At 58.5% G+C, this 21,478-nt stretch carries 23 protein-coding genes; all 23 read left to right on the top strand.

The features are described 5' to 3' along the window. Nucleotides 1–27 precede the first annotated feature (27 nt). The 23 genes from prmA (at nt 28) to ACUVTU_RS00405 (ending at nt 21,467) form a co-directional block, all read left to right on the top strand. On the top strand, nt 28–1,038 hold the full coding sequence (prmA, locus tag ACUVTU_RS00515) for a 50S ribosomal protein L11 methyltransferase (protein WP_445888047.1): 1,011 nt from the start codon (nt 28–30) through the stop codon (nt 1,036–1,038). Beyond that, nucleotides 980–1,720 (top strand): 16S rRNA (uracil(1498)-N(3))-methyltransferase, encoded by a 741-nt coding sequence (locus ACUVTU_RS00510; RefSeq protein WP_445887991.1) that lies wholly within the window; start codon nt 980–982, stop codon nt 1,718–1,720. Before prmA ends, ACUVTU_RS00510 begins: the two co-directional genes overlap by 59 nt. Before the next feature lie 37 nt (nt 1,721–1,757). Beyond that, on the top strand, nt 1,758–3,122 hold the full coding sequence (gene mtaB, locus ACUVTU_RS00505) for a tRNA (N(6)-L-threonylcarbamoyladenosine(37)-C(2))-methylthiotransferase MtaB (protein ID WP_445887990.1): 1,365 nt from the start codon (nt 1,758–1,760) through the stop codon (nt 3,120–3,122). A 51-nt stretch (nt 3,123–3,173) separates the two neighbouring features. Then, on the top strand, nt 3,174–3,515 hold the full coding sequence (locus ACUVTU_RS00500) for a histidine triad nucleotide-binding protein (protein ID WP_445887989.1): 342 nt from the start codon (nt 3,174–3,176) through the stop codon (nt 3,513–3,515). Between the two features lie 114 nt (nt 3,516–3,629). Further along, entirely contained in the window at nt 3,630–3,806 is a 177-nt protein-coding gene (gene rpsU, locus ACUVTU_RS00495) for a 30S ribosomal protein S21 (protein ID WP_018084676.1), read from the top strand. Between the two features lie 114 nt (nt 3,807–3,920). Further along, nucleotides 3,921–4,415, top strand: a complete 495-nt coding sequence (locus ACUVTU_RS00490; protein WP_445887988.1) for an NfeD family protein — start codon at nt 3,921–3,923, stop codon at nt 4,413–4,415. A 60-nt stretch (nt 4,416–4,475) separates the two neighbouring features. Then, entirely contained in the window at nt 4,476–5,456 is a 981-nt protein-coding gene (gene floA / locus ACUVTU_RS00485; protein ID WP_445888046.1) for a flotillin-like protein FloA, read from the top strand. 18 nt (nt 5,457–5,474) lie between these two features. Continuing rightward, the gene (locus ACUVTU_RS00480) at nt 5,475–5,930 is read left to right on the top strand and encodes a hypothetical protein (RefSeq protein ID WP_445887987.1); all 456 of its coding nucleotides are present in this window, start codon (nt 5,475–5,477) and stop codon (nt 5,928–5,930) included. Between the two features lie 5 nt (nt 5,931–5,935). Further along, nucleotides 5,936–6,790, top strand: a complete 855-nt coding sequence (locus ACUVTU_RS00475) for a carbon-nitrogen hydrolase family protein (protein WP_445887986.1) — start codon at nt 5,936–5,938, stop codon at nt 6,788–6,790. Nucleotides 6,791–6,797: 7 nt separating this feature from the next. Further along, nucleotides 6,798–7,889, top strand: coding sequence for a redox-regulated ATPase YchF (gene ychF / locus ACUVTU_RS00470; RefSeq protein ID WP_445887985.1), 1,092 nt, complete (start codon nt 6,798–6,800; stop codon nt 7,887–7,889). A 38-nt stretch (nt 7,890–7,927) separates the two neighbouring features. Next, nucleotides 7,928–8,767: a DegV family protein gene (locus ACUVTU_RS00465; protein WP_445888045.1), complete on the top strand. Its 840-nt coding sequence runs from the start codon at nt 7,928–7,930 to the stop codon at nt 8,765–8,767. 199 nt (nt 8,768–8,966) lie between these two features. Then, nucleotides 8,967–10,592 carry a DAK2 domain-containing protein gene (locus ACUVTU_RS00460; RefSeq protein ID WP_445887984.1) on the top strand — a complete coding sequence of 542 codons (1,626 nt, stop codon included), beginning with the start codon at nt 8,967–8,969 and terminating at the stop codon, nt 10,590–10,592. 16 nt (nt 10,593–10,608) lie between these two features. After that, a complete protein-coding gene (locus ACUVTU_RS00455; protein ID WP_445887983.1) occupies nt 10,609–11,400 on the top strand; it encodes a tyrosine-protein phosphatase in 792 nt (263 codons plus the stop codon). A gap of 188 nt (nt 11,401–11,588) precedes the next feature. After that, the gene (locus ACUVTU_RS00450) at nt 11,589–11,744 is read left to right on the top strand and encodes a rubredoxin (protein WP_018084685.1); all 156 of its coding nucleotides are present in this window, start codon (nt 11,589–11,591) and stop codon (nt 11,742–11,744) included. Nucleotides 11,745–11,806: 62 nt separating this feature from the next. Then, the gene (locus ACUVTU_RS00445) at nt 11,807–13,003 is read left to right on the top strand and encodes an FprA family A-type flavoprotein (RefSeq protein ID WP_445887982.1); all 1,197 of its coding nucleotides are present in this window, start codon (nt 11,807–11,809) and stop codon (nt 13,001–13,003) included. A gap of 69 nt (nt 13,004–13,072) precedes the next feature. Continuing rightward, nucleotides 13,073–13,672, top strand: coding sequence for a superoxide dismutase (locus tag ACUVTU_RS00440; RefSeq protein ID WP_445887981.1), 600 nt, complete (start codon nt 13,073–13,075; stop codon nt 13,670–13,672). Nucleotides 13,673–13,694: 22 nt separating this feature from the next. Continuing rightward, nucleotides 13,695–15,023: a flavin reductase gene (locus ACUVTU_RS00435; protein WP_445887980.1), complete on the top strand. Its 1,329-nt coding sequence runs from the start codon at nt 13,695–13,697 to the stop codon at nt 15,021–15,023. 124 nt (nt 15,024–15,147) lie between these two features. Continuing rightward, nucleotides 15,148–15,651, top strand: coding sequence for a ferritin-like domain-containing protein (locus ACUVTU_RS00430; protein ID WP_445887979.1), 504 nt, complete (start codon nt 15,148–15,150; stop codon nt 15,649–15,651). A gap of 47 nt (nt 15,652–15,698) precedes the next feature. Further along, nucleotides 15,699–15,896 carry a rubredoxin-like domain-containing protein gene (locus ACUVTU_RS00425; protein ID WP_445887978.1) on the top strand — a complete coding sequence of 66 codons (198 nt, stop codon included), beginning with the start codon at nt 15,699–15,701 and terminating at the stop codon, nt 15,894–15,896. Nucleotides 15,897–16,098: 202 nt separating this feature from the next. Then, a complete protein-coding gene (locus tag ACUVTU_RS00420) occupies nt 16,099–18,264 on the top strand; it encodes a PBP1A family penicillin-binding protein (RefSeq protein WP_445887977.1) in 2,166 nt (721 codons plus the stop codon). Nucleotides 18,265–18,407: 143 nt separating this feature from the next. Further along, nucleotides 18,408–18,941, top strand: a complete 534-nt coding sequence (gene nuoE / locus ACUVTU_RS00415; RefSeq protein ID WP_445887976.1) for an NADH-quinone oxidoreductase subunit NuoE — start codon at nt 18,408–18,410, stop codon at nt 18,939–18,941. 70 nt (nt 18,942–19,011) lie between these two features. Then, nucleotides 19,012–20,829: an NADH-quinone oxidoreductase subunit NuoF gene (nuoF, locus tag ACUVTU_RS00410; RefSeq protein ID WP_445888044.1), complete on the top strand. Its 1,818-nt coding sequence runs from the start codon at nt 19,012–19,014 to the stop codon at nt 20,827–20,829. After that, complete coding sequence (locus tag ACUVTU_RS00405) at nt 20,826–21,467, top strand: 2Fe-2S iron-sulfur cluster-binding protein (RefSeq protein ID WP_445887975.1); 642 nt, start codon at nt 20,826–20,828, stop codon at nt 21,465–21,467. Before nuoF ends, ACUVTU_RS00405 begins: the two co-directional genes overlap by 4 nt. Nucleotides 21,468–21,478: the final 11 nt, after the last annotated feature.

The raw sequence follows: 21,478 nt of genomic DNA, 5'->3' as shown, positions 1-21,478 counted from the left end.
AATGGGAGATGTTCTTTGTTGCATTACATGGAAATAGCTGTCAGTGTGCCGTCCGAACTGGTGGAAGCGGCGGCCGACATTTGCATAGCCTGCGGCAGCGGCGGGGTCAGTATTGAAGACCCCGCCTTAATTCAATCTTACCTGGAACAGGGGCGGCCGGATACTGTTGCCCCCGCCCTGTATGAGCAGCTGAAATCGCTGTCGGGACGTGCCCTGCTCAAAGCTTACTTGCCGGTGGACGGCCGGACGGCAGACAGGCTAAGCCGGCTGCGCCAGTCCCTGTTCGACCTGCTGCCGTCCGGTACCGGAGAGGTGCTGGTGCGGGAAGTGGCCGACAGCGATTGGGCTAGGGAATGGCGCCGGTATTATCATGCCTTTCCGGTGGGGCAGCGCCTGCTGATCAAGCCCGCCTGGGAAGAGATGCCGCCCGGACAGGACGGGCGCCTGGTGCTGGAGCTGGATCCCGGTATGGCTTTTGGCTGCGGTACTCACGCCAGCACCCGCATGTGTCTGGAACTGCTGGAAGAAGTAATCCAGGGCGGAGAAACGGTCTATGATGTGGGCACCGGTTCCGGTATTCTGGCCATCGCGGCGGCCCGGCTGGGGGCGGCGCAGGTGCTGGCTGGCGATCTGGACCCCACTGCTCTGCAGGTGGCCCGGGAGAATATAGCCCGCAACGGGTTGGAGGAAAAAATACAGGTACGGCAGGGGAACCTGCTGGCCTGGGCCAGCCAGCCATTCCAGGTGATTGTGGCCAATATTGTGGCCAGCGTCATCCTGGAGCTGGTGCCCCAGCTGGAGCGGTTGTTGCTGCCAGGTGGGCACTTTATTGCGGCGGGCATTATTGAGGGCCGGCAGGAGGAAGTGCTGCAGGCAGTACAGGGGTGTGGAATGCTGGTGCGCCGGGTGGTTGACCGGGAGGAGTGGTATGCTCTTTGGGCGACCCGGCCGGAAAAACCTGAGGCGGGGAGGTGTCCGGATGGTGCACCGTTTTTTCGTTACGCCGCTGCAGCTGGACAGTCCGCTGGTGCACATTGAGGGCGGTGATGTCCGGCATATCAGCCGGGTGCTGCGCCTGGGGCCGGGCGATGAGATCTTGCTGCTGGACGGCTGCGGGCGGGCGGCCCGGGCCCGCATTGAATCTGTACATAAAGATATGGTTGCCTGCAGCATATTAGAATACACTGCTGTATCGGGGGAGCCGCCCCTGCGGGTGATCCTGCTGCAGGCTTTGCCCAAAGGGGACAAGCTGGAGCAGATTATTCAAAAGGCGGTGGAACTGGGCGTATCCGAGGTCTGGCCCGTGCAGACCAGGCGCTGTGTGGTACAACTGGCGGGAGAAAAAGCAGTGGCCCGGCAGAGCCGCTGGCAAAGAGTGGCCTGTGAAGCGGCCAAACAGTGCCGCCGCCCGGCGGTGCCGCAGGTGAGGTTGCCTCTGGCCTGGGAGGAAGCATTGTCCGCCCTGCCGGCGGGCGGGCTGCTGGTTTTGCCCTGGGAGGAGGAAACCGGGGCCGGTTTGAAAAATGTGTTGACCGGTTCGCCGCCCGCTATTGTGGCCGTGGCAGTGGGACCGGAGGGGGGCTGGGAGCCCCGGGAGGTGGAGCTGGCCAGGGCTTATGGGGCCAGAACGGTTTCGCTGGGCCCACGCATATTGCGCACCGAAACTGCTGGGCCGGCCGTACTGGCCGCGCTGATGTTTCACTGGGGAGATCTGGGATGATACCGGGGGTGGAGCTGTGCCTGTTTGCAGGCCTAAAGTGGCCATAGCTACACTGGGCTGTAAAGTGAACCAGTACGAGTCGGCCGCTCTGGCCGCCGCTTTTGAGCGCGGCGGTTTTGAAGTGGTGGAGTTTGATCAGGTAGCCGACGTTTATGTGATCAACACCTGCACAGTTACCCACCTGGGTGACCGCAAATCCCGCCAGCTCATCCGCCGGGCCGGGCGGCAAAACCCGGCTGCCCTGGTGGTGGCAACCGGCTGCTATGCCCAGGTATCCCCCGGAGAGGTGCGGCAGATACCCGGTGTGCACCTGGTGCTGGGCAATCAGGAAAAAGCCGCTCTGGTGGAAAAGGTGCAGGAAGCCCTGCAGGGCCGGGGAATGGTGGAGGGAGCCGGCGGGGAAGACCTGCTGGTACAGGTGGGGGATATCATGCACAGCCACCATTTTCAGGAATTGCCGGCGGTGGCCGCTACAGAGCGGACCAGAGCGTTGATCAAAGTGCAGGAAGGCTGCAATAATTTCTGTGCCTACTGTATCATTCCTTACGCCCGCGGGCCGGTGCGCAGCCGCCCGCCGGACCGGGTGCTGGAGGAAGCCCGCCGTCTGGTGGAACAGGGTTATCCCGAACTGGTGCTCACAGGTATACACATTGGCGCTTACGGGCAGGATCTGGCCGATGGCACCGACCTGGCCCGGCTGGTGGCCCAATTGCGCCGGATTGACGGGTTAAAACGCCTGCGCCTGGGCTCGGTGGAGCCGCTGGACTTTTCCCCCCGCCTGGTGGACGAACTGGCCGCCGGACCGCCGGTCTGCCGGCACCTGCACATTCCCCTGCAGAGCGGGGACGATCAGGTGTTGCACAGTATGCGGCGCCGTTATACAACCGACCGGTATGCCGGGCTGCTGGAGATGCTGCGTCAGGCCATACCAGAGCTGGCCATTACCACAGATTTAATCACGGGGTTCCCGGGTGAGACCGGGGAACAGCACCGGCGGACCATGGAGTTTGTGCGCCGGATGTCCTTTGCCCGGCTGCATGTGTTTAAATTTTCCCCCCGCCGGGGGACACCTGCCGCCAGCCTGCCGGGCCGGTTGCCGGCCGCGGAAATAGAAGAACGCAGCCGGCAGCTCATTGAACTGGGCCGTGAGCTGGCTAGGCGCTTTGCCGCCGGCTTCATCGGCCGGCCGGTGGAGGTGCTGGTGGAAGAAGAAGCGACCGAGCCCGGTTGGGTGAAGGGTTATACCGACCACTACCTGCCGGTGCTTTTTCCCGGTTCGCCCCACCTGCGCGGCCGGATTGTGGAGGTGCGGGGGCGATCCACTGCAGGAGAAGTGCTGCTGGGCGAATTTTTAAAAAATACCGCCGGGATGACAAGGAATTTAACTTTGGATGTGGAATAAACTTTTTGTTAAGCAGCAAGTGGCATTCTGGGCCGGGGAGGAGGTGCAAAGATGCAAGACTGTATTTTTTGCAAGATTATCCACAGGGAAATTCCGGCGGAAATTATTTATGAAACCGACAACGTACTGGTATTTAAAGATATCCGGCCGGCAGCTCCTGTTCACCTCTTGCTCATCCCCAAAAAACATATTCCGACTTTTTTCGAACTGGGGCCCGAGGATGTAATGTTAATGGGAGAGCTTCAGACAGCGGCGGCCGAAGTAGCCCGCCGGCTGGGTTTGTCCAATGGATTTCGCCTGGTCAGCAATATCGGCCGGGATGCCGGTCAACTGGTCTTTCACATCCATTACCACCTGCTGGCCGGACGGGAGCTGAAGTGGCCGCCGGGCTAGTTGACTTATCCGCATATCGGCGGTATAATTAAAGGGTGCTTTTAATCAGGTAATTAAGGTGTGGTATGTGGTGAATGCAGGCAGGTTTGTTTGCGCGGAGGGAGGGATAATAGAATGGCAGAGGTACGTGTCGGCAAGAACGAGACACTGGATAGTGCCCTCCGGCGCTTTAAGCGTAGCTGCCAGAAGGCAGGCGTGCTGGCGGAGGCCAGAAAACATGAACACTACGAGAAGCCCAGCGTAAGGCGCAAGAAAAAATCCGAAGCCGCCAGGAAACGCCGATATCGTTAATCGAGGAAACCAACCGGTACCCGGTGCTGCCCAGCGCCGGGTATTTTATTTACATTTTTGCTGAAATAGGATAATATGGTAGGCGATAACAAACCAGGTCGCGGGGGTGGGGTTGTGAGTCAGCAAATGCTGACCATGTTGTCCGTGCTGGCTTTTGTCAGCGCTCTGGCGGCACTGGTGCTGGAAATTTTTATTATTCCGGGTTTTGGCGTGGCCGGACTGGCGGGCGTGATGGCCCTGGCCTGGGGGGTGCTCCTGCTGACGGTTGACTTCACCCGGGCCACAATGGCGCTGGTGCTGGCCCTGGTAGCAACACTGGGCATCTTTATTGCCGGGGTGATTTTCCTGCGGCGGACCAACCTGTGGAGCAGGCTGTTTTTGTCCACCCGCCAGTACAAAGAGGCGGGTTATGTTTCCAGCAGCGCCAGTCCACTGCTGACTGTGGGCTGTACCGGCCGGGCGGTGACGCCGCTGCGGCCGGCCGGGGTAATGGAACTGGGCGGACAGCGCTTTGATGTAGTCACTGCCGGGGAGTATGTGCCGGCAGGCAGCCCGGTGCAGGTGGTTTCTCTGGCCGGAGGCAAAATTGTGGTGCGCCGGGCGGAATGAAAATAGTTAATTTTTAAGGAGGGAAAGCTTATTATTTCACTGGCCTTCGTATCTTCAATACTGTTTATGATCATTATCCTGGTAGCTGTAATGGTGGTTTTCAGCTTTATTCCGGTGGGGCTGTGGATTTCCGCGCTAGCGGCCGGCGTGAAAATCGGTATTTTCACCCTGATCGGCATGCGCCTGCGGCGCGTACCTCCGGCCCAGATCGTGGGCCCGCTGATTAAAGCGGACAAAGCCGGTCTGGATATCTCGGTCAACCAGCTGGAGGCCCATTACCTGGCGGGCGGCAATGTGGACCGGGTGGTCAATGCCCTGATTGCCGCCGAGCGAGCCAACATTCCCCTGCCTTTTGAGCGGGCGGCGGCCATCGATCTGGCCGGGCGGGATGTGCTGGAAGCCGTACAGATGAGCGTCAATCCCAAAGTCATTCAAACCCCGCTGGTCTCCGCCGTGGCCAAGGATGGCATTGAGGTCAAGGTGGTGGCCCGGGTGACGGTGCGAGCCAACATCGACCGCCTGGTCGGGGGGGCCGGGGAAGAAACTATACTGGCCCGGGTGGGCGAGGGTGTGGTGACCACGGTTGGCAGCAGCGAAACCCACAAGCATGTGCTGGAAAACCCGGATTCCATTTCCCGCACGGTACTGGAAAAGGGACTGGATGCCGGTACAGCTTTTGAGATATTGTCCATTGATATTGCCGATGTGGATGTGGGGCGCAATATCGGTGCCCAGTTGCAGACCGATCAGGCCGAGGCCGACAAGCGCATTGCTCAGGCCAAGGCCGAGGAGCGGCGGGCCATGGCGGTAGCCCGGGAGCAGGAAATGAAGGCGGCGGTGGAAGAAATGCGGGCCCGGGTAGTGGAAGCCGAGGCCGAAGTGCCCCGGGCCATGGCCGAGGCGTTGCGCAGTGGACGACTGGGAGTGCTGGATTATTACAACCTGCAAAATCTGCTGGCCGATACCCGGATGCGGGAAAGCATCTCCGGCCTGGGAGGCGAGCCGGCCGGCCGGAACCATACCGGCGATGGCAGCAGGTAAAGGTGGCGCGGGTACAAAATGAAACTGCTCTGGCTGTTAATACTGTTTTATGTGCTGTACAAAGTGCTGGCCCGGGGGAAAACCCTGTCGCCCTGGGAAAACCGGGGTGGACTGCCCCCGGAATCTCTGCCGGAGAGCCGGCCGGAAGGCTATGTGGCCGGTCCATGGTCGGAGGGCATGACCGGCCGGTTGCCGTCTCCAACAAATAAAGACGAAGAAGTACGGGGGGCGGCATGTTTGCCCGGAGAGGCAGATGCGGCAACCGTTGCTGCTTCTCCAGCTTCCCGTCTGCCGTCCCAACCACCGGCACCGGCGGCAGCTGTTACCTGCGGCCCGGGACGGACTGCGGGCAGTGATGGGTCCGGTCACTGCCTGGTTACCCCCCGGGCGCTATGTCAGGGAATTGTCTGGTCCATAATACTGGGGGAACGGGGGGGCCGCCTGCCCCGGAGCAACTTGCTGAACAGGAAGTGATAGTTTTGTCCGGTAAGGAAAAGGATTGCGTAACCGTTGGTATTTGCCAGCTGGATGTACTGGAGGACAAGCCGGCCAATATCAAGAAAGCGGTGCAGATGATTGGCCGGGCGGCCGGGGCCGGCGCGGACCTGGTGGTGCTGCCCGAGATGTTCAACTGCCCTTATCACACCGCCAAGTTCAAGGCCTATGCCGAGAGCTGGCCGCAAGGGGAAACAGTGCGGGTACTGGCGGCGGCCGCCCGGGAAAACGGTGTGTATTTGGTAGGTGGATCCATTGCCGAGCAAGAGGGTGACCGTCTGTACAACACCTCATTTATCTTTGCTCCGGACGGGCAGCTGCTGGCCCGGCACCGCAAAGTGCATCTTTTTGATGTGGATTTGCCGGGCGGGGTTTCGGTCAAGGAGTCGGCCACCCTGGGTTATGGTGAACAGGTTACCGTGGTACCGGCTCCCTTTGGATCATTTGGAGTAGCCATCTGCTATGATATCCGTTTTCCCGAACTGGCTCGTCTGATGGTGCTGCGAGGAGCACAGATCATTGTGGTACCGGCCGCTTTCAACATGACCACGGGGCCGGCACACTGGCACCTGCTGTTCCGAATGCGGGCGGTGGACAACCAGGTGTTTATGGTGGCTGCTTCGCCGGCCCGCAATGTGGACGCTTCCTATGTAGCCTATGGCCACTCCCTGGTGGTTGATCCCTGGGGGGAAATTGTGGCCGAAGCCGGCACAGGCGAGCAATTGCTGGTGGCCCGCCTGGATTTGAGCCGGCTCAGCCGGGTGCGCTCCCAGCTGCCCCTGCTCAGGCACCGGCGTACCGACATTTATACATTGCAGGAGAACAGTGTAAAGGAGTAGACCAGAGTTGCTGACAGCGGGAATTGTCGGATTGCCTATGGTAGGCAAGACCACAATTTTTAATCTGATGACCAACGCCGGTGCGGAGACCTCGAAATTTTTCAGCGGTCGCACCGAAACCAACACCGGTATGGCTACCGTTCCCGACCGCCGGGTGGATTTTTTAAGTGCGCTGTACCGGCCGCGCCGCACCATTTACGCTCAGGTGCAGTGCAGCGATGTGCCTGGGCTGGTGCGCGGTGCGGCCCAGGGAGCGGGGGTGGGCAACCAGTTTCTGGACGGCATACGCCAGGTGGATCTGCTGGTGCATGTGCTGCGGGCTTTTGCCAATCCGGATGTGCCGCACGTGGACGGCAGCATTGATCTGTTGCGCGATGTGGAAACCGTGGAACTGGAGCTGCTTTTGGCTGATATGGATTTGCTGGAAAAGCGCATTGGCCGCATCAAGGGCGGCAAAAAAATTACCAAAGAGAATGCCGCCGAACTGGCCGTGCTGGAAAAGTGCCTTCAGGCGCTGGAGGCAGAGGTGCCCCTGCACCGGCTGGATTTGACCGAACAGGAGCGCCTGGCCCTGCGCAATTATAACTTTTTTACAGAAAAACCGGTCATCTGGGTGGTGAACACCGACGAGCAGCAGTTCAAGACCGGAGATTATCCGGGCGGTGCCCGGCTGAAACAGCTGGCGGAACAGCGGGGCATTTTACTGCTGGAAGTGTGCGGGCAGATGGAAATGGAAATTGCCCAGCTGAGCGGGGAGGACCGGGAACTGTTTATGGCCGATTTGGGCCTGGCGGAACTGGGTACCGCCCGCCTGGCCCGGGCCATCTACCATGCTCTGGGGCTGATTTCCTTCTTTACTGTAGGGGAAGATGAGGTCAAAGCCTGGACCATCAGGCGGGGTACCGTAGCCCAGAAGGCAGCGGGGAAAATTCACTCGGATATTGAGCGGGGTTTTATCCGGGCGGAAGTGGTAGCTTACGCCGACCTAGAGCGATTGGGCAGTATGGTCGCAGTAAAAGAGGCCGGTCTCTCCCGACTGGAGGGACGCGACTATGTGGTGCAGGATGGAGATATTATCAACTTCCGGTTTAATGTGTGAGGAATAACGTCCGGGAGGGGGGGCTGGTATTGAACAGAGTGGCTATTGTCACCGACAGCACGGCCGATTTGCCGGTGCATTTTTACAGGGAGCATGACATTACGGTGGTACCGCTCAAGGTGATCTTCGGACAGGAGATGCTGCTGGACGGGGTGGAGATTACGCCCGACCAGTTTTTCTACCGCCAGGCGGTTTTAAAGGAATATTCCACTACTTCGCAGCCTTCCCCGGCTGAATTTGTGGAGGCTTACCGGCCATTGCTGGAAGCGCGCCGGGAGGTGGTTTCCCTGCACATTTCTTCCCGCATGAGCGGTACGCTGCAATCGGCCGGTCTGGCCCGGAGCATGCTTGCTGCCGGGCCGATCGAGGTAATAGATTCCACCCGGGTTTCTGCTGCCCTGGGTCTGGTGGTGCTCAATGCCGCCCGGGCGGCGCAGCGGGGGGCCAGCAAAAGCGAAATAATAGAGCTGATTTCCCGCCAGACCAGGGACCTGGAAGTGTTTTTTGCCGTGGATACCCTGGAATATCTGCAGCGGGGCGGGCGTATCGGCCGGGCCCAGGCCTTTTTAGGGACGCTGCTCAATGTCAAGCCCATCCTGACCATGCGGGAAGGCTATATTCACCCCTTTGAAAAAGTTAGAGGGCGGCAAAAGGCCATCCAGCGCTTGGTTACAGCTATGCAGGAAAAATATGGACCAGGGGCGGCGCTGCAGTGCGTTCTGGTACACGGCCAGGATCCCGGGGGTCTGGAGGAACTGCGCCAGCTGGTTAGTCAGCAGCTTAATTGCGTAGAAATGATTGATTGCCAGCTGGGCTGTGTGGTGGGCAGTCATGTTGGCCCCGGCGTGCTGGGGCTGGTCTGTTTGCCGGTGGAGTAATGCTCTTTCTGGCTCAGGCTGTCCGTTACACAAAATCCGGACACCCGTGCCGGATGCCTGAACGCCATGGCAAAATGCAAAATTACGCGGTGGTACTAATTGCCGGGAGAAAATTCCTGGCAATTATTGTTGCTAAAAAGGTTTTCGCCTGCACCAGCAAGAATTAATATGCTGAAGCGTTCTTGATGGAGGAATCAGCATGCGTTTTGAATACCTGCAGGGCGAGGATTTTCGCCATTTGCTAACAGGCAGCCTGCACATGCTGGGCAGGCACAGGGCCGAAATAGATGCGCTCAATGTTTTTCCCGTCCCCGATGGCGACACGGGCACCAACATGTACCTGACCTTGCGGGCCGGACTGCAGGAAGCAGAGGCAGTGCCGGCCAGCGCCATTGGAGAAATTGCTGCAGCTGTGGCCCGGGGAGCGCTGCTGGGAGCCCGGGGAAATTCGGGCGTTATCCTGTCGCAGATCTGGCAGGGGTTTGCCGGGGCACTGGCTGGTTGTCAACAGGCGGGGGTGGCCGATGTAGCCAGGGCTTTTGATGCCGGGGCCCAGGCGGCCTACCAGGCCGTCAGCAATCCGGTGGAGGGGACCATTCTTACGGTTATTCGGGCGACGGCCGATGCTTTTGCCGAAGCCGCGGACCGGGGGTATGATTTGCTCCGCTCAATGGTACATGTGCTGCGCCGCAGCCGGGAAGCGCTGGCCCGCACGCCGGAGTTGCTGCCGGTTCTGCGCGAGGCCGGGGTGGTGGATGCCGGCGGGCGGGGACTGGTGGTGGTGCTGGAAGGGATAGTTTACGCGTTGAAAGTGGCCGCCGCACGCTCCCAGCTGGAGCTTTTTGATCTGGCGGCCAGCCAGCAGAAGGAGTTTATCGGCCGGGTGCAGGATGCGGCCGCTCTGCTCAATTACACTTATTGCACGGAATTTGTTCTGCGCGGCCAGAATTTGCCCCTGGAAACCATGCGCCGGGAACTGTCGCCCTATGGTGATTGTCTGCTGGTGGTGGGAGACGGAGCAGTGGCCAAGGTGCACATTCATTCCAACCATCCCGGCCTGGTGCTGGAGTGCTGTTTGAAGTACGGTTCGGTGCACCAGGTGCACATTAGCAATATGGAAGAACAGGTGCGGGAAAAAAGCGGTGAATCATCCCCCGCTCCTGCTCCCAGGCCGGTGGGGGTGGTGGCAGTAGCCGTGGGGGAAGGGTTGAGCCAGATCCTGACCAGCCTGGGTGTGGATCTGATCCTGCCCGGCGGTCAGACGATGAACCCCAGCGCGGAGGAAATTCTGGACGCGGTGCGGGCGGTTCCGGCCGGCACGGTGGTGGTGCTGCCCAACAACAAAAATGTGCTGCTGGCAGCGCGGCAGGCGGCCGGGCTGGCCGAAAAACGGGTGCTGGTTGTACCCACTCACAGCATTATTCAGGGCATGGCGGCCATGCTGGCCTTCAATCCTTATCACGAGCCGGCTGAACTGCTGGCCGGCATGGAGAGGGCGGCCGGCCAGGTGGTCGGCGGGGAAGTTACCCGGTCCGTGCGCCATACCCGGATGGAGGGACGGGATATAGCTGCCGGCGATTACCTGGGCCTGGATGGTGAGCGCATTGTTTCCAGCGGTCCGGACGTACACCGGGTATTGGCCGAACTGGTGGAAGCCCTGCTGCGGGAGGAACACGGCCTGCTCACCCTCTATTACGGGGCCGAGGTGACCGAAGAGCAGGCCGGACAATGTGTGCAGTTCTTGCAAACGCGTTTTCCCTCACTGGACATAGAGCTGCATTGCGGAGGCCAGCCGCTGTACCAGTATTATTTGAGCCTGGAATGAGCGAGGGAGATGGGGTTTGTTTATCGATATTCACTGTCATATACTTCCAGGTCTGGATGATGGGCCCGGGACCATGGCCGACGCCGTGGCCATGGCGGCGCTGGCCGTGGCGGACGGGGTGGTAACCGTAGTGGCCACTCCCCATGTTTATCCCGGGTTATACGAGAACACTCCACAGAGCATTGAGGCTGTCCGGGCCCAATTGCAGGCAGAGTTGCAGCAAGCCGGTCTGCAGCTGGAAGTGCGGATCGGGGCGGAGTATTTCCTGGAGCCCGGCATTTTGGGCCGGTTGGTGGAGGATGATGTCCTTTTTTTGAACAGGGAAAGTCGCAGTTTGCTGGTGGAGTTTCCCGCCCAGCAGGTACCAGCATATGCGGAAAGCCTTTTTTATGAGCTGTTCCTGGCCGGCTGCCGGCCGGTGATTGCCCATCCCGAGCGCAATCCCGAGCTGGTCAATGCGGATTTGCTGGAGCGGTTGGTGCACCGGGGAGCGCTGCTGCAGCTGACGGCAGCCAGCCTGACCGGGCAGATGGGGCGCAGTGTGCAAAAAGCGGCGGAAGAACTGCTGGCCCGGGGAATTGTGCACCTGGTGGCTTCCGATGCTCATTCCTGCCGGGGGCGGACACCGCAGCTAAGTGCGGCCGCCCAAAAGGTGGCCGCCATAGGAGGCGAAAGCATCGCCCGCCGGCTGTTTTACGAAAACCCCCGCCGGCTCTTAAAAGGAGAGGATGTGGCAGCGGTAAGGTTGCCCGGTGCGGGCAGGGCACCGGGCAGCTGGTGGAGAAAAGTGTTGGGAATAGTCAAGTGACCGCGGGAAAAGGCTCCGGCCGATCCCGCGGTTTTTTGATCGGTTTATTCTGTAAGGAATTTTTAATTAATTGTCAGAAAAGATTAAGAGTCCGGTAAGAACAAGTTAAAGTATGTTCTATATAATTAAAGCATATCCGGCAGGGAAATGATAAGTTTATAAAATATGCCAGAAAGGGGTAAACAAGAATGGAAAAATGGGTTTGTGAGGTTTGTGGCTATGTTTATGATCCGGCGGAAGGTGCTGACGGAGTGGCTCCGGGTACCCCCTTTGAAAAGCTGCCCGATGACTGGACCTGTCCGGTATGCGGTGCCGACAAAAGCCAGTTCAGCAAAGAATCCTGAGTTTGCCGGACAGGCCTGGCTGTTAGAATTGGCCATAATGCTTTGAGAAGAGGAGAGATAAGATGAAACAGGCCATCTCAATCGTTCCCGGTGTGTACTGGGTGGGGGCCAAGGACCCCGACCTGCGCGTCTTTGACATTGTTATGGAAACCAAATACGGTACCACATATAATGCGTACCTGGTGCAGGGAAGGGAAAAAACCGCCCTGATTGAAACGGTGAAAATGCGGTTTTATGAGGAACTGCAGCAACGCGTTACAGCGGTGGTGCCGCTGGATAAAATTGACTACATTATTGTCAACCACACCGAGCCCGACCATTCCGGCTCCATGGTGCGCCTGCTGGACGATGCTCCCCGGGCTACAGTGGTGGGCTCTAAAGTGGCCCTCAAATTTTTAAAGCAGCAGGTCAACCGGGATTTTCCCAGCCGCGAGGTGGGCGATGGGGACCATCTGGACCTGGGCGGCCGGACACTGCGCTTTATCAATGCTCCCTTCCTGCATTGGCCCGATTCCATGTTCACTTATCTGCCCGAGGATAAAATTCTCTTTACCTGTGACGCTTTTGGCTGCCACTACTGCGGGGAATCCATCTTCAACGATGAAGTGGGCGATATCAGCGACGCCTATAAATATTATTTCGATGTGATTGTCAAGCCCTTCCGCCAGTATGTGCTGGAAGCGGCCGAAAAGATTCAGGGCCTGGATGTGGCCATTATTGCTCCTTCCCACGGGCCGGTGCTGCGCCAGGATCCCTGGAAATATGTGCAGATTTACGCCCAGTGGTCCCGGCAGGAAAAAGATCTGGCCGCGCCTCCAAAAGTGGCCGTGCTGTACAGTTCGGCCTACGGTTATACCGGTGCCCTGGCCCAAGAGATTGCCGCCGGCCTGCAGGAAAGCGGCGTGCAGGCCGAGCTGCTGGAAATTATCATGCACCCGCTGTCCGAACTGGTGGACAAAATTGAAGCGGCCGATGGCTTCCTGATTGGCTCGCCCACCATCAACCGGGATGCGGTGCCGCCGGTGTGGCAGCTGCTGTCCGGCGTTTCGGCCATCATTAACAAGGGCAAGCCGGCCGGGGCCTTCGGTTCCTATGGCTGGAGCGGCGAAGCCGTGAAATTTATTGAGCAACGTCTCAAAGATCTGCAGTTGAAAGTGCCGGTGGCCGGGCTGCGCGTGAACTTTGCTCCGTCCGGGGAGGATCTGGCCCGGGCCCGGGAATTCGGCCGCCAGTTTGCCGCTGCTGTGCAGCAGGGTTAGCGGCTATTTTGCGGTACGGGTAGTTATTTGTAAAAAACATGGCCAAATCATCAGGAGGTTGGAAACGTTATGGCTTATGAACTGCCGCCCCTGCCCTATGCCTATGATGCGCTGGAGCCCTATTACGATGAACAGACTGTGCGTTTACACCATGATGCCCATCACAAAGCTTATGTGGACGGCCTGAACAATGCCGAGGCCAAACTGGCGGAGGCCCGCCAGAAGGGCGACTTTAGCCTGATCAAGCACTGGGAGCGGGAGCTGGCCTTCCACGGCAGCGGGCACATCCTGCACACCATGTTCTGGGAGAATATGTCCCCCAATGGGGGCGGGCCGGCCACCGGTCCGATTGCTGATCAAATCAACAAAGATTTTGGCGACTTTGATACCTTCAAAAAAGAGTTCAGTGCGGCGGCCGTGGCGGTGGAAGGGTCGGGCTGGGCCATTCTGTGCTGGAATCCCGTGTTTGGCAAGCTGGTGATCCTGCAGGCGGAAAAGCACCAGGACCTCACCCAGTGGGGTGTTGTTCCGCTGCTCTGTGTGGATGTCTGGGAACACGCCTACTACCTGGCCTACCAGAACAAGCGGGCCGCTTTTGTGGAGGCCTGGTGGCATCTGGTGAACTGGCGGGATGTGAACCAGCGCTTTACCCGGGCGACAGCAAAATGATGATTTCCAGGAGGTTGGTTTTGTGGAAGAAATAAAAATCTGGCGTTGCACTGTGTGCGGCTGGCTGACCGAAGGGGACGAACCACCCGAGTTTTGTCCGCGCTGCGGGGCACCCCGGGAAAAATTCGAGCTGGTGGATCCGTCTGAATACTTGTTTGACGAAGCAGAGGATGCTGCTGCAGCGGTAGCAGCCCTCAGGGAACTCACCCCTGAAGACAAAAAACGCATTGAACCGGCCTTGTTCAAGATTTCTTACGGGCTGTACATTGTGGGTTCTTTTGACGGGGATAAACTCAACGCCCAGGTGGTCAACACGGCCTTTCAGATTACCAGCACTCCCATGCGGGTGGTCATTGGCATCAACAAAAACAACTACACCAATGAGCTCATTCGCAAGAGCGGCTTTTTCTCCCTGTGCATTCTGGGCAAGGACGGTATGCGCCTGGTGCAGCAATTTGGTTTCCGTTCCGGCCGTACAGTGGATAAATTTACCGGCGTGGCTTATCGCCGGGGAGTAACCGGTGTGCCCATTGTTGAAGATTGCCTGGCCTGGGTGGAGTGCCGGGTGGATGAAAGCGCCACGGTTGATGTAGGTACCCATACCATGTTTGTGGGCGAAGTGGTGGAAGGCGGCGTAAAGAGCCAAGCCGAGCCCATGACCTACGCCTTCTACCGGGAAAACCGGCGCAATGCCTCGCTGGTGGCCGGTCCGCCCAAACCGGGAGTAAAACGCTGGATCTGCCAGGTTTGCGGCTATATCCACGAAGGAGAGGCTCCACCCGAGAAATGCCCGCTTTGCAGTGCGACCAAAGAACAATTCGAACTGGTAATGGAGGGAGCAGTGAATATGTCCAACAAAACCATGGAGAACCTGATGGCCGCTTTTGCCGGAGAATCGCAGGCCAACCGCAAATATCTGGCCTTTGCCGCCAAAGCGGAAAAAGAGGGCTTTAAAAATGTCGCCCGCCTCTTCCGGGCCATTGCCGAGGCCGAAACCATTCATGCTTTAAAACACCTGGAAGTGGCTGGCCAGGTGGGCAGCACTCTGGATAACCTGAAAGCGGCCCAGAGCGGGGAGCACTACGAGTTCACCCAGATGTATCCCGAATTTATCAAGCAGGCCGAGGTCGATGGTGACAAGAACGCTCTGCGCACGTTTAACTTTGCCAATGAGGCCGAAAAAGTGCACGGTGCCCTGTACGAAAAGGCGGCAGGAGTGGTACAGGCAGGCGGCGATATTGCTGACGATCCGCTGCATCTCTGCCCGGTTTGCGGTTATATCGCCCACGGCGAGGCACCGGAAAAGTGCCCCATCTGCGGTGCCCTGGCCAAATCCTTTAAACAGTTTTAAGATAATTAACGGGCGGGGCGGCTTGCCCCGCCCTCACAGGGTGTTTTTTGTCCGGCCGGCGAGGCGGGAACTCCCATTGTGATGACTATAGGCCGGCAATCTATAAACAGGAGGGGAATTCAATATGGCCTGGAGCATCATCAATTTCAGCGGTGAGGAAATCATCCGTCTGGCTACGGAAATAGAAAAGGCGGGCAAGGCTTTTTATGACGCTATGGTGCAAAAAGTGGACGACCCGGAGCTGAAGAAGGTATTTACCTACCTGGCCGGGGAAGAGGAACAGCATATTGCCGATTTCACCCGGTTGGGTGAGAAGCTGGCCAAAGATGTGGTTCCCAATGAGAGTTATGTGGGCGAGTACGGTGACTATATCAAGGCCATCATTGACAGCCATATTTTCAACCAGAACAATGTTGCCGAACTGGTGAAGAACATTACCGTATTTAAAGAGGCGGTAGCCGTTGCTTTCCGCTTTGAGAAAGACTCCATCATGATCTTTCAGGAGTTTTTGAACGTAGTGGATGAAAGCGGCAAGGAGATTGTACAAAAACTGATTGATGAGGAAAGACAACACATTCGTAAGCTGGCCCTTTTGTCCCACGAGGCACCGACATTTGTGGTTAAATAAAGAGAGCTTACCCTGGTTTCAGAAATATATGCAGGGGGTGGTGCTTGATGGAAAATCAGGAAAAAGAGCAAGAGAAAACTGCACGAGCCGAGCAATTCGCCAAAGCGGCCGGCGGTCCGGGTACGGGCAAACTGATTTGCCTGGTGTGCCGCTATGAGCATCCGGAGGAAGTGCCACCCAAAAGATGTCCCTGGTGTGGGGCCAAAAAAGATAAATTTGTACCTGTAGATTCTCTGGAAACGTAAGCTCGATTATATCTCTCTTCTCCATACCCCACATTATTACCGGCGTTAGCGCCGGGATTTTTTTTGGCGGTAAATACCTCTGGCACCAGACAAAAAAGCTACCTTGATACATCCGATCTTTTGTATAATGGATCTGAGTGTAAACATTTGCTAACACAAACTAAAACTTAAGGGCGGGTGAGGTTTGGTGCCCGGCAGGCTGATGGTGTATCGCAGGCTGGTGCTGGTTGCTTTGCTAACAGTGCTGATGTGTACGGCCGCTTTCACCTATACCTTCTGGTTTCTGGGGCGGCCGACCGATGCCCGGGCGGTGGCCCGGAATTCTTTCATCTATGATGCTCAGGGCAATGTCCTGTATGAGCTGCACGGGGAAATCAACCGGGTGCCGGTAGAGCTGGAACAAATTCCGCTCCCTGTACGGCAGGCCTTTATAGCTATTGAAGATGAGCGCTTTTATCAACATCCGGGGGTGGACATCAAGGCCATTTTTCGGGCGCTGGTGGGTAATATCACGGCCCGGCGCATTGCCCAGGGAGGCAGTACCATCACTCAGCAGGTGATCAAGACTTATTACCTTTCTCCCGAACGGACCTTCAGCCGCAAGCTCAAGGAAATCTTTCTGGCTCTAAGCTTTGAGCGTACTCATTCCAAGGATGAAATCCTGGAGATGTATCTCAATCGCATTTACCTGGGTGAGGGGGCTTACGGGGTGCAGGCGGCGGCCCGGTCTTACTTCAATAAGGATGTGGGCCAACTGACCCTGGCCCAGGGTGCCCTGCTAGCGGGACTGACCCGGGCGCCCAGCCTTTATGATCCTTATGTCAATCCGGATCTGGCGCTGCAAAGGCGCAATACGGTACTGTCCAAAATGCTGGAACAGGGTTTGATTGACCGGGAGCAGTACAATCAGGCGCTGGCCGAGCCGCTTAATTTACAAAGGCCGGAAAAGAATCAGCAGAGCCAGAAGTATGCCTTTTATATTGACCAGGTCATCAGCGAGGCTATTGCCCGCCTGAAAGATATGGGCGGCGATGACCTGGTGTTCAACGGCGGGCTGCAGATCAAGACGGCTTTCGAGCCGGCTTTGCAGGAGGCAGCAGAAGAGGCTTTTGCCCGGGCCGGCTTTGCCGATAATCTGATGCAGGGTGCGCTGGTGCTGGTGGACAACCGGACCGGAGCCATTAAAGCGGTGATTGGCGGGCGGCAGCACGAGGCCCGTCTGGGTTTCAACCGGGCCACCAGTTTGCGCCGGCAGCCGGGCAGTACTTTTAAACCGCTAGCTGTTTATGGCCCGGCTTTTGAAATGGGCTATGGGCCCGGCTCCCTGATCAAGGATATACCTCAGCGATATGGCGATGGTTATGCTCCGCGCAATGCCGATGGGAGCTATTATGGCGATATTCCCATCACTGTTGCGGTGCAGTGGTCGCGCAACGCGGCGGCGGTGTGGTTGCTCAATGAGATAGGTGTGGAAAGAGGCATGGAGTTTGCCCGCCGTCTGGGGATTGATCTGGTACCCGAAGACGCCCACCTGCCGCTGGCCCTGGGCGGGCTCACCCGGGGAGTGTCGCCGCTGCAAATGGCCGGTGCTTATGCCGCTTTCGCCAACGGAGGGCTGTACTGCGAGCCCCATGCCATTGAACAGATTATTGATGCCCAGGGCAACATCCTGTACCAGGCCCCGGTTCCCCGGCGGGTGATGCAGCAGAGCACAGCAGAAAAGATGACTGATGTTTTGCAAAATGCCGTTCGGGCGGGAACCGGACGCCGGGCCTATGTGCCCGGTGTGCTGGTGGCCGGCAAGACCGGTACCACCGAGCTGCCCAAAACCGCCGTTTTTCGCGGTCTTTCCGGCAACAAGGACGCCTGGTTTGTGGGATATACCGACCGCTTCACCTGTGCCGTCTGGGTGGGTTATGATGAAAAGGACATGGACCGGAGCCACTATCTGCGCTTTTATGGTGGCGGCCTGCCGGCCAGCATTTTCCACGATTTAATTTTCCGGATTTACAAGCCGGAGGAGCCTATTACCCGGGACAGCGAGCCGCCGTCGGCACAGCCGTCCGGGGGTAATGGACAGCTGTTGCCTCCGGAAGGAAATCCCGCCGCTGCCGGTGACCTCCCGGTACCGGGAGAGCAGGATGCCGGGGGAGATGCCCAGGAGCTGGAGGAAAATTCTGTAAACAACGGCAGTACACCGGTGGATGGAGGAATGGCACCGGGCAATGTCCAGCCCGAATCATCCGCTCCGGAGGTGACGACACCGGTGACGGGCGATCAGGCCGGTTCACCAGCCGGGGTGCCTGCTCCATCCCGGCCGCAGCCCCCGGCCGGTACAACCGGGGGAGATAAATGGCCGGTACCGTAATTACGTAAAGATGCCGCAGCGGATAACCGGTAAATTTTCGGGTCAGTCCGGGATGATAGCAGTTTAGCAGGATGCTGTTTATATTTTTAAAAAATTGTGCTATATTTATTTTGTTCGAAAACCTTATAAAAGGGGTCCTGCCTGTGCAATTGACCGCAGAAGAAAAACAGTTGGCTGTGCAAACCGCCCGGCAGGTGGCCGCATCCCACCGGCCGGACAAAGGCAGCCTGATCCCTGTCCTGCAGGAGATTCAGGCGGCCCTGGGGTACATTCCGGCTGTGGCCATGCAGGAAGTGGCGCAGCTTTTCGGTGTGCCGGCGGTAGATGTATACGCAGTGGTAACCTTTTACAACCAGTTTCGGCTCACCCCTCCTGGCCGGCGACAGGTCAAGGTATGTATGGGAACTGCCTGTCATATGAAGGGGGGCCAGATTATTCTGGAGTCCTGGGAGCGCCGGCTGAAGATCAAGGTGGGCGAAACCACACCCGACCGGGAATACAGCCTGGAACGGGTGGCCTGCGTGGGCTGCTGTACCATGGCGCCTGTGGTGCTGGTAAATGAAGAAGTGCATGCCCGGGTTACCCCCACTCGGGTGGATGGCCTGTTGTTCGCTCATCAGCTGGTCAGGGAACAGGAGGAAGGGGGAAAGGACCTTGCACCGAACGACAGTAATTGAACAAAGGATCAATCAACTGGTGCAGGAGGCCGCCAGCCGTTACCAGGACGGAAAGGACCGGCCGGTAGTGATGGTGGGGGCGGCCACCTGTGGCCGGGCGGCCGGAGCGCTGACCGTGCTGGAGGCGGTACGGCAAACCGTGCAGCGGCTGGGTCTGCCGGCCGAGGTGCGCGAAGTAGGCTGCCTGGGACATTGTTATGCCGAGCCGCTGCTGGTGGTGGCCAAACCCGGCTGGCCCATGGTGGCATACGGTTATGTAGATGAGGGGGTGGCCGGGCGGATTGTGGAAGATTTTCTGGTAAACGACGACCCCTGTATCGAATTTGCCCTGGCTGCCCTGGAGCCCAATGATCTCATCCCCACCTTTGCTGACTTTGCCCGGGGAGCCTATGAGCAAAAGGTGGTGCTGGACCAGTGCGGGCTGATTGACCCGCAGAACATTGACCATTACCTGGCTACAGGCGGTTACGGGGCGCTGGCCCGGGCCCTGGCGCAGCAGCCGGAAGCCGTGCTGGAAGAAGTGATGCGTTCCGGGCTGCGCGGCCGAGGGGGAGCCGGTTTTCCCACCGGGCGGAAATGGCAGGCCTGCCGGGAAGCGTCGGGCGAGGTTAAATATTTGATCTGCAACGCCGATGAAGGCGACCCCGGAGCTTTTATGGACCGGACCATCCTGGAGTCCAACCCCCACCTGTTGCTGGAAGGCATGATTATCGCCGCCTACGCTATTGGCGCCACCCAGGGGTATATCTATGTGCGGGCCGAGTATCCCCTGGCCGTGCAGCGCATTAGCACGGCAATTGAGCAGGCGCGGGTCAGAGGACTGCTGGGTAAGGACATCCTGGGCAGTGGTTTTAACTTCGACATGGTTGTTTTTCAGGGATCGGGTGCCTTTGTATGCGGTGAAGAAACCGCCCTGATTGCTTCTCTGGAAGGTGAGCCGGGGTTGCCCAGGGTGCGGCCGCCCTTTCCGGCCCAGTCCGGGCTGTGGGGAAGCCCCACAGTGATCAACAACGTCAAGACGTTGTCCTATGTGCCGCATATCATCAGCAAAGGAGCGGACTGGTTCCGCTCCCTGGGCAGTGAACAAAGTCCGGGCACGGCTATTTTCGCCCTGGCCGGCAAGGTAGTCAACACCGGCCTGGCCGAGGTACCCATGAGCACCACTCTGCGCCAGCTTATTTTTGACGTGGGCAGCGGTATAGCCAACGGCCGGCAGTTCAAGGCGGTGCAGATCGGCGGGCCTTCCGGTGGTTGTTTGCCGGAAGAGGTTCTGGACACTCCCATTGACTTTGACAGCCTGCGGCAGGCCGGGGCCATGATGGGCTCGGGCGGCCTGGTGGTGCTGGACCAGGATGACTGTATGGTGGAAATCGCCCGTTTCTTTCTCGACTTCACCCGCCAGGAGTCCTGCGGCAAATGTACTTTTTGCCGCCTGGGTACCGAGCAGATGGTACGCATTCTGGAGCGCATCACCCGCGGTCAGGGGCAGGAAGAGGATCTGGACTTGCTGGAAAATCTGGCCCGTTCGGTACAGGCCGGTTCGCTGTGCAACCTGGGGCGCACGGCGCCCAACCCGGTGCTCTCCACCCTGCGCTATTTCCGCCACGAGTATGAAGCGCATATCAAGGAAAAGCGCTGCCCGGCACTTATGTGCCAGGATTTGATTGCCTATTACATTCTGCCCGATAAATGTGAGCGTTCCTGTGACGCCTGTGTGGGCAGTTGTCCCGTGGAGGCCATTGCCAGCAATGCCGATCGCATCAAAGTGATTGACCAGGCCAAATGTGTCAAATGCGACAGCTGCCGCGTGGCCTGTCCACCCCAGTATTCAGCAGTAGTAAAGCTGTCGCCGCCCGAGGCAGTGCCGGGAGGGGGTGGCGAGAAGTGAGTCAGGTGACATTAACCATTGACGGGCAGACGGTGCAGGCCCGGGCCGGGCAAAAGCTGCTGGCGGTGGCCCTGGAAAACGGCATTTTTATTCCCCACCTGTGCAGTGACGGTGACCACTCCCATCCGCCGGCTGCCTGCCGGCTGTGCTTTGTGCAGGTGGAAGGAATGCCTGCACCGGTTACCGCCTGCACTCTGCCGGTAGCCCAGGGCATGGTGGTGCATACCCGCAGCGCGGCGGTAGATCAGCTGGTGGCGGATGGCTTTGCTTTAATCATGGCGGCACACCGTCTGGAGTGCAAGAGCTGTCCCAAAAACGGCCACTGTGCCCTGCAGGAAATTGCCAAAAAAAGGGGTCTGCGTTTAAGACCCAAAGACTTACCTCTGCTGGAAAGAGATCTGCCGGTAGACGACAGCCACCCGCAGTTGCTCTATGATCCGGGTAAATGTGTGCTCTGCGGGCGTTGTGTGCAGGTTTGCCGCCAGCAGGGAAACGGGGTACTGGGCTTTGTGCGGCGCGGTTTTGCCCGCCGGGTGAGCACCTTTGCCGAGCAGCCCCTGGGCAGTGCGGGTTGCAGTGGCTGTCTGGCTTGTGCCCGGGTGTGCCCGGTAGGAGCGCTGGTAATCAAGGAAGCCTGAAAATGAGCAAG

The organism is Desulfurispora sp. (assembly GCF_052744395.1).
Note: the sequence above shows the minus strand (reverse complement) of the source record. Positions and strands in the feature narration are given on the sequence as shown.

Bases quoted from the DNA above. Each gene is read 5' to 3' on its own strand.
- ACUVTU_RS00440 (WP_445887981.1), top strand. From the start codon at position 13,073: ATGGCTTATGAACTGCCGCCCCTGCCCTATGCCTATGATGCGCTGGAG.
- rpsU (WP_018084676.1), top strand. From the start codon at position 3,630: ATGGCAGAGGTACGTGTCGGCAAGAACGAGACACTGGATAGTGCCCTC.
- ACUVTU_RS00430 (WP_445887979.1), top strand. From the start codon at position 15,148: ATGGCCTGGAGCATCATCAATTTCAGCGGTGAGGAAATCATCCGTCTG.
- prmA (WP_445888047.1), top strand. From the start codon at position 28: ATGGAAATAGCTGTCAGTGTGCCGTCCGAACTGGTGGAAGCGGCGGCC.
- ACUVTU_RS00500 (WP_445887989.1), top strand. From the start codon at position 3,174: ATGCAAGACTGTATTTTTTGCAAGATTATCCACAGGGAAATTCCGGCG.
- ACUVTU_RS00425 (WP_445887978.1), top strand. From the start codon at position 15,699: ATGGAAAATCAGGAAAAAGAGCAAGAGAAAACTGCACGAGCCGAGCAA.
- ACUVTU_RS00510 (WP_445887991.1), top strand. From the start codon at position 980: ATGGTGCACCGTTTTTTCGTTACGCCGCTGCAGCTGGACAGTCCGCTG.
- ACUVTU_RS00480 (WP_445887987.1), top strand. From the start codon at position 5,475: ATGAAACTGCTCTGGCTGTTAATACTGTTTTATGTGCTGTACAAAGTG.
- ACUVTU_RS00445 (WP_445887982.1), top strand. From the start codon at position 11,807: ATGAAACAGGCCATCTCAATCGTTCCCGGTGTGTACTGGGTGGGGGCC.
- ACUVTU_RS00420 (WP_445887977.1), top strand. From the start codon at position 16,099: ATGGTGTATCGCAGGCTGGTGCTGGTTGCTTTGCTAACAGTGCTGATG.
- nuoF (WP_445888044.1), top strand. From the start codon at position 19,012: ATGGTGGGGGCGGCCACCTGTGGCCGGGCGGCCGGAGCGCTGACCGTG.
- ACUVTU_RS00450 (WP_018084685.1), top strand. From the start codon at position 11,589: ATGGAAAAATGGGTTTGTGAGGTTTGTGGCTATGTTTATGATCCGGCG.
- ACUVTU_RS00460 (WP_445887984.1), top strand. From the start codon at position 8,967: ATGCGTTTTGAATACCTGCAGGGCGAGGATTTTCGCCATTTGCTAACA.